Origin of the sequence: Pseudomonas sp. 21615526, assembly GCF_013386245.1 — a bacterium.
GTDB lineage: Bacteria > Pseudomonadota > Gammaproteobacteria > Pseudomonadales > Pseudomonadaceae > Aquipseudomonas.
The window spans coordinates 1-8,338 of sequence record NZ_JACAOM010000046.1; the positions used below are offsets into that span (position 1 = coordinate 1).

Sequence of the window (8,338 nt, forward strand, 5' to 3'; positions counted from 1 at the left end):
ACCCCAAACCCCTATTAAGTACTATTAATCCGCATTAATAGGATCAATCAAACACCATGCTAAGCCGCCCGCTGCGCCGCAAACGCCAGAAGCTCTCCGACGTGATCGTCGAGTCGGTCAAACGCTCCATCGTCACCGATGCCCTGAAGCCCGGCGACCGCTTGCCCACCGAACGCGAACTGATGGAAAGCTTCCAGTGCTCCAAAGGCTCCGCCCGCGAAGCCCTCAAGGCGCTGGAAGTCGAAGGCCTGGTCAACACCCGCACCGGCCCCAGCGGCGGCGCCTATCTCAACCAGGCCGGCACCGAACCCGCCAGCCGCGCCCTGCGCAACTACCTGCACTTCCAGCACCTGGACGGCGAGCAGGTCTACCAGCTGCGCAAAGTCATCGAAGTCGAACTCGCCGTCTCGGTCCTGGGCCGCCTGAGCGAAGACGACTACCGCGCCCTCCAGGACAACGTCGATTTTTGCAGCGCCCCCGAAGACAGCGAAGCCGGCCAACGCGAACAACGCATCGCCGAACTGGAATTCCACAACCTGCTGGCCAAGGCCTGCCCCAACCCGCTGCTGAGCTTCATGGCGCAATTCCTCAACGACCTGCTGCGTGACCTGGTCGTGCTGAAAAAAGCCTACAAACCCAAGCGCAAGCAATTCGACGCCGCCAACCTCGACTACCACAAACAACTGCTGATCGCCTTCCGGGCCGAAGACGAAGCCACCGTACGCAGCCTGATGCACGAACACATGTGCGACGCCGAACACCACATGACCGCCCTTGAAGGTGAAGTCAGCCCGCACTTTCTACTGGAGTTCGACCACAACCACTAAGCCGCACCCTCCACCAATAAAAGGCCTGCCCACAGGCCGTGCTCCACCGTATCGCCATTGCCACTCCTGCCAATAACTAATCCAGGGAGTCACCCCATGCAGCGTCGTACGTTGTTGAAAGCCAGTCTCACCGCAGCCGCCGCCCTCAGCCTCCCGCTGAGCGTGCGTTCTGCATTCGCCGCCGAGCCTTTTACCTTTTACGGCCTCAAGTCCATGTCTGGCGCCTTTGCCAGTTATGGCAAATTTGCCGACATGGGTTCACGCCTCGCGGTGGAACAGCATCCCGAGTTACTCGGCCGCCCGCTGGTCTACAAAGTGATCGACACCGAAGGCAACGCCGGCAAGGCCGTGCGTAAAGTCCAGGAAGCGATCCAGCAGGACGGCGCACGCTTTTTCCAGGGCTGTACCCTGTCGTCTTCGGCACTCGCGGTGGCCAAGGAAGTGAGCAAGGCCGGTGGCGTGTTCATGACCCCGGTGGGCGCCGATGAAGTCACCGGCAAGGACTGCAACAGCGCCACGTTCCGCTGGTCGGTGCCGACCTACGGCGCGATCCGCGAGACCCTCGTGCCGCTAATCAAGCTGCTGCCCGACGCCAAGCGCTGGTACACCATCACCCCGCAATACGTGTTCGGCGAAGCCCTGCTCGAAGGCGCCAAATCGGTGCTGGCCGAGCATGGCCTGGAACACGCCGGCAACAGCTACCACTCGCTGCAGGAGCAGGAGTTCTCCGGCTACCTGACCAATGCCATCGCCGCCAAACCCGACGTGCTGGTGCTGCTGAACTTCGGCAGCCAGTCGTCCAACACCCTGCGTCAGGCGGTGAACTTCGGTATCAAGGAGCGCATGAAAGTGTTGCTGGTGTGGTCCGCCGGCCTCGACCAGTTCCAGGAGCTGGGCAGTGACGTACTGGAAGGTGTGTACCTCGGCGCTCAGTACTGGCATCAGGTCGACACCCCGCTCAACCGTGACCTGGTGAAACTCACCAAGGCCAAATACGGCATCAACCCCACTTACCCGCTGGCCGCCGACTACATCAGCACCAAGGTCATGCTCGAAACCATCATCTCCACCGGCAGTTTCGACGGGCCGACCGTGGCCAAGGCCATGCAGGGCCTGAGCTACGAAGGCCCCACCGGCAAGGAGTCGATCCGCGCCGGCGACCATCAGGTGATCAAGGACTACTACCTGCTGGTGGGCAAGGCCGCAGGCGACATGGCCGACAAGGACGATCTGGCCAAGGTGCTCAGCTCCGGCCAGTCGTTCCCGCCGGTGGAAGCCACGGGCTGCGTGCTCGGCTGATCCGCTGAAATCTACTGGTGACACAGCGCAGGGCCGCTCATGCGGCCACCTGCCGAGGGTTCCTGCATGCTTAATCTTTACCTGTTCCAGATTCTCAACGGCCTGGGCCTTGGGATGATCTACTTCCTGATCGCGGTCGGCTTGACGATCATTTTCGGCCTGCTGAACTTCGTCAACTTCGCCCACGGTGCGTTCTTTTTGCTGGGCGCCTACATCTGTTACACCGCCGTCAGCCTCACCGGCAGCTTCTGGCTGGCACTGCTGATCGCGCCGCTGGTGGTGGCCGCGCTGGCCTGGGTGATCGAGCGATTATTGATCCAGCGGATTTATCACTTGCCGCACATGTTCCAGATTCTGGTGACCCTGGGGATCGCCCTGATCATCCAGGAAGCCAGCGTGATGATCTGGGGCCCGGTGGGCAAGAGCGTCGCCGTACCGGAATTGCTGCGCGGGGTGCTGGTGGTGGGCGATTTTGTCTACCCCTACTACCGCCTGTTCCTGATCGTGTTCTCCGGTCTCGTCGGCCTGGGCCTGTGGCTGTTGCTGGAACGCACGCGCTTCGGCGCCCTGGTGCGGGCGGGCAGTGAAAGCACGGAAACCGTGTCCCTGCTGGGCACCAACATTTTCCGCCTGTTCTCCATGACCTTCGCCCTCGGCGTGGCCCTCGCCGGTGTGGCCGGTGTGCTGTTCGCCCCGCTGCGCGGCGCCCAGCCCTTTGTCGGCCCGGAAATCCTCGGCGTGGCGTTCGTGGTGGTGGTGATCGGCGGCATGGGTTCCTTCAGCGGTGCACTGGTGGGCGGCCTGCTGGTCGGCGTGGTGCAAAGCCTGATGACCACACTCTGGCCCCAGGGCGCGAGCCTGATGATCTACGGCGCAATGGCCGTGGTGATCCTGGTGCGTCCTTACGGCCTGTTCGGGAGAGCCTGACATGAGCGAAAAAAACCCCCTGCCATTCGCCAAGACCCAGTCGCGCTACATGCTGCTGTTGGTGCTCGTGGTGTTGATCGGCCTGCCGTTGATTCTGCCCTCGGCGACCCTGGCCACCGAGATTCTGATATTTGCCATGGCCGCCCTCGCCTGCAACCTGCTGCTGGGTTACACCGGGCTGCTGTCGTTCGGCCAAGGCATCTTCTTCGGGGCCGGCGCCTACTGCGCGGCGCTGTTGATGATTCACCTGCAACTGGGGCTGTTCAGTGCACTGCTGGGTGCCGCCGTCGCCGGTGGTTTCCTGGCTTTCCTGGTGGGCGCCCTGGCGATCCGTCGCACCGGCATTTACTTCGTGATGCTGACCCTGGCCTTCAGCCAGATGGCCTACTTCGTCGCCTACACCCTGAGCGACTGGACCGGCGGTGACAACGGCCTGCTCAGCGTGCCGCGCCCGGAAATCCGCATCGGTGACACCGTGCTGCTGTCGCTGACCGACGCCCGCGCGTTCTACGGGTTTGTCGCGGTGCTGTTCCTGTTGATCTTCATCGGCGCCCGCCGGGTGATCGCCTCGCCGTTCGGCAGCACGCTGATGGCGATTCGCGAAAACGAAACCCGCGCTTCGGCCATCGGCTATGACACCCGCCACTTCAAGATCCTGGTGTTCGTGTTGTCCGGCGCCGTCACCGGGATTGCCGGGGCGCTGTACGCGATGCTGCTGCACTTTGTGCCGCTGTCGAACATCGACCTGGCGATGTCCGAAAACATCCTGATCATGACCATCGTCGGCGGCACCGGCTCGCTGTTCGGCTCGTTGCTGGGCGCCGGTTCCATCGTGCTGCTGGGGGACTTCCTCTCCGACCTGTGGCCGCGCTGGCTGATGCTGCTGGGGGTGATCCTGATCCTGGTGGTGATCTTCATGCGCGGCGGTTTGTGGGGCGGTCTGTCGACCCTGTTCGACCGTGTGCGCGGCAGCCGCAAGGCCGACGTTGTGACCAAGGAGAAGCTGTCATGAGCATCCTGCTGGAAACCAAGAACCTGGAACTGGCCTACGGTGCATTCCACGCGGTGAACGGCGTCAACCTCAAGGTCGAAGCCGGCACCATCCACACCATCATCGGCCCGAACGGCGCGGGCAAGACCAGCCTGTTCCACTGCCTGACCGGCGAACGCCAGGCCACCGCCGGAGCAATTCATTTCGACGGCAAGAACCTGATGCGCAAACCGGCCCACGGCCGCGTCGGCCTGGGCATGGCGCGCTCGTTCCAGCTCACCAGCCTGTTCCAGAACCTCAGCGTGCGCGAAAACCTGCGCCTGGCCGCCCAGGGCCGCGACGGCGCCCGCGCCCTGAACTTCTGGCGCCGGGTCGACAGCAAGCGCGAACACCTGGAAATGGCCGACCAGGTGTTGGAACGCCTGCAACTCACCGCCCGCGCCGACACCCTGGCCGGCGAGTTGTCCCACGGTCAGCAGCGGGTGCTGGAAGTCGGCATGTCGATCTGCTCCAGACCCAAGCTGCTGATGCTCGATGAACCCACCTCGGGCATGGGCATCGACGACATCCCGATCATGACCCAACTGATCAGCGACCTCGGCCGCGACCATACCGTGCTGTTGATCGAGCACAACATGAGCATCGTCATGTCCATCAGCCAACGCATCACCGTGATGAGCCACGGCCAGATCCTGGTGGAAGGCACACCGGAATTCGTGCGCGCCGACGAGCGCGTGCGCACCGCCTATTTGGGAGAAGCCGCCTGATGCTGACCGTCGACAATATCCATTCCTACTACGACAAGAGCCACGTCCTTGAAGGCGTGTCCCTGACCGTCAACCCTGGCGAACTGGTGACCCTGCTGGGGCGCAACGGCGCCGGCAAGACCACCACCCTGCGCAGCATCCTCGGGATTATCTGCCCGCGCCAGGGCCAGATTCACTTCAACGGCCAGCCGCTGGTGGGGCAGAAAATCTTCGAAATCGCCCGCCAGGGCCTGGCGCTGGTGCCGGAGAACCGCGGGATTTTCCGCCTGCTCACGGTGGAGGAAAACCTGCGCATTGCCGTGCGCAAGACCAGCCGCTGGCAGCTGGAAGACGTGTACGGCATGTTCCCGCGCCTCAGGGAACGCCGTAAAAACGCCGGCCACGCGCTGTCCGGCGGTGAGCAACAGATGCTCGCCATCGCCCGCGCGCTGCTCAACGATCCCAAGCTGCTGATCCTCGATGAGCCCACCGAAGGCCTCGCGCCGGTGATCGTCGACGAGCTGGTGAAGATCCTGCGCAAGGTCAAGGAAGACGGCCTGCCGGTGCTGCTGGTGGAACAGAACCTGATGGTCTGCGACAAGCTCGCCGACCGCCATTACGTCCTCGAACAGGGCCGCGTGGTGTACGAAGGCAGTGCCGAAGCCTTCCGCGCCGACCCGACGATCAAGAACCGTTACCTGGCCCTGAGTGCCTGACCGGAGACTGCTGATGAATAGTTTTGCGCAACCGCTCCAGAGCAACGCCCCGCTGATCAACCGCGAGCGCCTGTGGCAATCGCTGATGGACCTCGCCCGCCTCGGCGCCACACCCAAGGGCGGCGTATGCCGCCTGGCCCTCACCGACCTCGACCGCCAGGCCCGCGACCTGTTTGTGCAATGGTGCGAGGCGGCCGGCTGCAGCGTCAGCGTCGACGCCATCGGCAATATCTTTGCCCGCCGCGCCGGGCGTAATCCGGCACTGGCGCCGGTGATGACCGGCAGCCATATCGACACCCAGCCTACCGGCGGCAAGTTCGACGGTTGCTACGGCGTGATGGCTGGCCTGGAGGTGATCCGCACCCTCAATGATTTGAACATCGAGACCGAAGCGCCAATTGAAGTGGTGGTGTGGACCAACGAAGAAGGCTCGCGATTCCCGCCGTGCATGATGGGTTCCGGGGTGTTCGCCGGTAAGTTCGACCTGCAGGAAACCCTCGACAAGCAGGACGAGCAAGGGCTGTCGGTGGGCGCTGAATTGCAGCGCATCGGCTATGCCGGTTCCCGCGCCGTGCTGGGCCACCCGGTGGGCGCCTATTTCGAGGCGCATATCGAGCAGGGTCCGGTGCTGGAAGACCAGGCCACCACCATCGGCGTGGTCATGGGCTGCCTGGGCCAGAAGTGGTTCGACCTGACGCTCACTGGCGTCGAAGCCCACGCGGGCCCGACGCCAATGCACCTGCGCAAGGACGCACTGGTAGGCGCGGCGCAAGTGGTCAGCGCGGTGAATCGCATCGCCCACGAACAACAACCCCATGCCTGCGGCACCGTCGGTTGCCTGAGCCTGCATCCCGGCTCGCGCAACGTGATTCCCGGCCAGGTGCACATGACCATCGACCTGCGCCACCTGCACGCCGACAAGCTGCAAGCGATGGTCGACGCAGTGCGCCAGGTGATCGAAGCCACCGCCGAGCAACACGGCTTGAGCTTTGAGCTGACACCCACTGCCGACTTCCCGCCGCTGGATTTCAACCCTGCCTGTGTCAACGCCGTGCGTGATGGCGCGAGCAGCCTGGGCCTGAGCCATATGGACATCGTCAGCGGCGCCGGGCATGACGCGATCTTCGTCGCCGAACTGGGCCCGGCCGGAATGATCTTTGTGCCGTGCGAAGGCGGCATCAGCCATAACGAAATCGAGAACGCCGCGCCGGATGACCTGGCGGCGGGCTGCGCGGTGTTGCTGCGGGCCATGGTCAACGCGGCGCAAGGAGGTAAAGCGGCATGACGGATATCGCCAACCTGACCGCAGTTGAGCTGCTGGCCCGCTATCGGGATAAAAGCCTGTCGCCGGTGGAGGTCACCGAAGACGCATTGCTGCGGATCGAACGCTACAACCCGGCGGTCAACGCCTACTGCCACGTCGACCCGGAAGGCGCCTTGAAGGCGGCGCGGGATTCGGAACAGCGCTGGCTCAAGGGCCAGCCGTGCGGGGCCCTGGACGGTGTGCCCTCCTCCATCAAGGACCTGACGCAGACCATCGGCATGCCGACGCGCAAGGGTTCGCGTACCACATCCGCCGAGGGTCGATGGGATGTGGATGCGCCCTTCTCGGCCTTCATGCGCAAGGCCGGCGCGGTATTGCTGGGCAAGACCACCACACCGGAATTCGGCTGGAAAGGCGTCACCGATAACCCGCTGTATGGCATTACCCGCAACCCGTGGGACACGCGCATGACGGCGGGCGGTTCGTCCGGTGGTGCCGGTGCGGCGGCGGCCTTGAACCTCGGCATGCTGCACCAGGGCAGCGATGCCGGCGGCTCGATCCGGATCCCCTGTGCCTTCACCGGCACCTTCGGCATCAAGCCGACCTTCGGTTATGTGCCGCAATGGCCGGCCAGTTCGATGACGATTCTGTCGCACCTGGGGCCGATGACCCGCACCGTGGAAGACTCGGTGCTGATGCTGCAAACCATCGCCCAGCCGGATGCGCGGGATGGTTTGATCGGCGCGCCCCGGACCACGCCATGGTTGCACGCCGGGGCTGATTTGAAGGGACTGCGTATCGCCTATAGCCCGAACTTCGGTTATGTCGACGTGGACCCGCAAGTGGCCAGGGTGGTCGCCCAGGCGGTAGAAGGCCTGGTGCAGCTGGGTGCCCATGTTGAGCAGATTGATCCGGGGTTCAGTGATCCGCTGGAGGTGTTCAATACTTTATGGTTTGCCGGTGCAGCACGCCTGGCCGGGCCGTTGAGCGATGCCCAGCGGCAATTGATGGACCCGGGGTTGCTGCGCATTGCCCGACTGGGCGAACAGATCAGCCTCAGCGATTACAGCGCTGCGCTGGAAGCACGGGCAGCGCTCGTGGCGCGCATGGCGGCATTCCATGAGCATTACGATGTGCTGGTTTCGCCGATGATGCCGATCACCGCGTTCGAGGCCGGGCACAATGTGCCGCCGGGTTCGGGACTAGGGGAATGGATGGAGTGGACGCCGTTTACCTATCCCTTCAACCTGACCCAGCAACCGGCGGCGTCGGTGCCGTGCGGGTTGGCGGCCAATGGGTTGCCGGTGGGGCTGCATGTGGTGGGGGCGCGGTTTGCGGATGAGCAGGTGCTAAGGGTTTGCCAGGTTTATGCCAGGGCTTTCCCGACCCAGCACCTGCAAACACCCAAAACCCCAACCTGAAATACAATCAAACTGTGGGAGCGGGCTTGCTCGCGAAGGCGGTGTGTCATTAAACATTTCAGGGGACTGAACCACCGCGTTCGCGAGCCAGCCCGCTCCCCCACGTGATTCGTGGTCAGGTCCAGTAAGTTGATGCCTAGCAAATTA

Annotated in this window: 8 protein-coding genes; all 8 read left to right on the top strand. The window is 63.6% G+C overall.

Annotation, left to right across the window (positions count from 1 at the left end):
* Positions 1-56: 56 nt before the first annotated feature.
* The gene (locus tag HX786_RS14980; protein WP_003215747.1) at positions 57-827 is read left to right on the top strand and encodes a FadR/GntR family transcriptional regulator; all 771 of its coding nucleotides are present in this window, start codon (positions 57-59) and stop codon (positions 825-827) included.
* A gap of 96 nt (positions 828-923) precedes the next feature.
* Positions 924-2,126, top strand: coding sequence for an ABC transporter substrate-binding protein (locus HX786_RS14985; protein WP_003215749.1), 1,203 nt, complete (start codon positions 924-926; stop codon positions 2,124-2,126).
* A 66-nt stretch (positions 2,127-2,192) separates the two neighbouring features.
* Positions 2,193-3,053 carry a branched-chain amino acid ABC transporter permease gene (locus HX786_RS14990; protein WP_003215751.1) on the top strand — a complete coding sequence of 287 codons (861 nt, stop codon included), beginning with the start codon at positions 2,193-2,195 and terminating at the stop codon, positions 3,051-3,053.
* Position 3,054: 1 nt separating this feature from the next.
* Positions 3,055-4,065 carry a branched-chain amino acid ABC transporter permease gene (locus HX786_RS14995; protein ID WP_087694650.1) on the top strand — a complete coding sequence of 337 codons (1,011 nt, stop codon included), beginning with the start codon at positions 3,055-3,057 and terminating at the stop codon, positions 4,063-4,065.
* On the top strand, positions 4,062-4,811 hold the full coding sequence (locus HX786_RS15000; protein WP_003215756.1) for an ABC transporter ATP-binding protein: 750 nt from the start codon (positions 4,062-4,064) through the stop codon (positions 4,809-4,811). Before HX786_RS14995 ends, HX786_RS15000 begins: the two co-directional genes overlap by 4 nt.
* Positions 4,811-5,506, top strand: a complete 696-nt coding sequence (locus tag HX786_RS15005) for an ABC transporter ATP-binding protein (RefSeq protein ID WP_087694651.1) — start codon at positions 4,811-4,813, stop codon at positions 5,504-5,506. The genes HX786_RS15000 and HX786_RS15005 overlap by 1 nt, the downstream gene beginning before the upstream one ends.
* 13 nt (positions 5,507-5,519) lie before the next feature.
* Positions 5,520-6,791: a Zn-dependent hydrolase gene (locus tag HX786_RS15010; RefSeq protein ID WP_102606490.1), complete on the top strand. Its 1,272-nt coding sequence runs from the start codon at positions 5,520-5,522 to the stop codon at positions 6,789-6,791.
* Positions 6,788-8,191, top strand: coding sequence for an amidase (locus tag HX786_RS15015; RefSeq protein WP_178912277.1), 1,404 nt, complete (start codon positions 6,788-6,790; stop codon positions 8,189-8,191). Before HX786_RS15010 ends, HX786_RS15015 begins: the two co-directional genes overlap by 4 nt.
* Positions 8,192-8,338: the final 147 nt, after the last annotated feature.

What these genes read in the sequence shown, in the direction of transcription:
- HX786_RS15015 (WP_178912277.1), top strand. Translation starts at nt 6,788, where the DNA reads ATGACGGATATCGCCAACCTGACCGCAGTTGAGCTGCTGGCCCGCTAT.
- HX786_RS14980 (WP_003215747.1), top strand. Translation starts at nt 57, where the DNA reads ATGCTAAGCCGCCCGCTGCGCCGCAAACGCCAGAAGCTCTCCGACGTG.
- HX786_RS15010 (WP_102606490.1), top strand. Translation starts at nt 5,520, where the DNA reads ATGAATAGTTTTGCGCAACCGCTCCAGAGCAACGCCCCGCTGATCAAC.
- HX786_RS14985 (WP_003215749.1), top strand. Translation starts at nt 924, where the DNA reads ATGCAGCGTCGTACGTTGTTGAAAGCCAGTCTCACCGCAGCCGCCGCC.
- HX786_RS15000 (WP_003215756.1), top strand. Translation starts at nt 4,062, where the DNA reads ATGAGCATCCTGCTGGAAACCAAGAACCTGGAACTGGCCTACGGTGCA.
- HX786_RS14995 (WP_087694650.1), top strand. Translation starts at nt 3,055, where the DNA reads ATGAGCGAAAAAAACCCCCTGCCATTCGCCAAGACCCAGTCGCGCTAC.
- HX786_RS15005 (WP_087694651.1), top strand. Translation starts at nt 4,811, where the DNA reads ATGCTGACCGTCGACAATATCCATTCCTACTACGACAAGAGCCACGTC.
- HX786_RS14990 (WP_003215751.1), top strand. Translation starts at nt 2,193, where the DNA reads ATGCTTAATCTTTACCTGTTCCAGATTCTCAACGGCCTGGGCCTTGGG.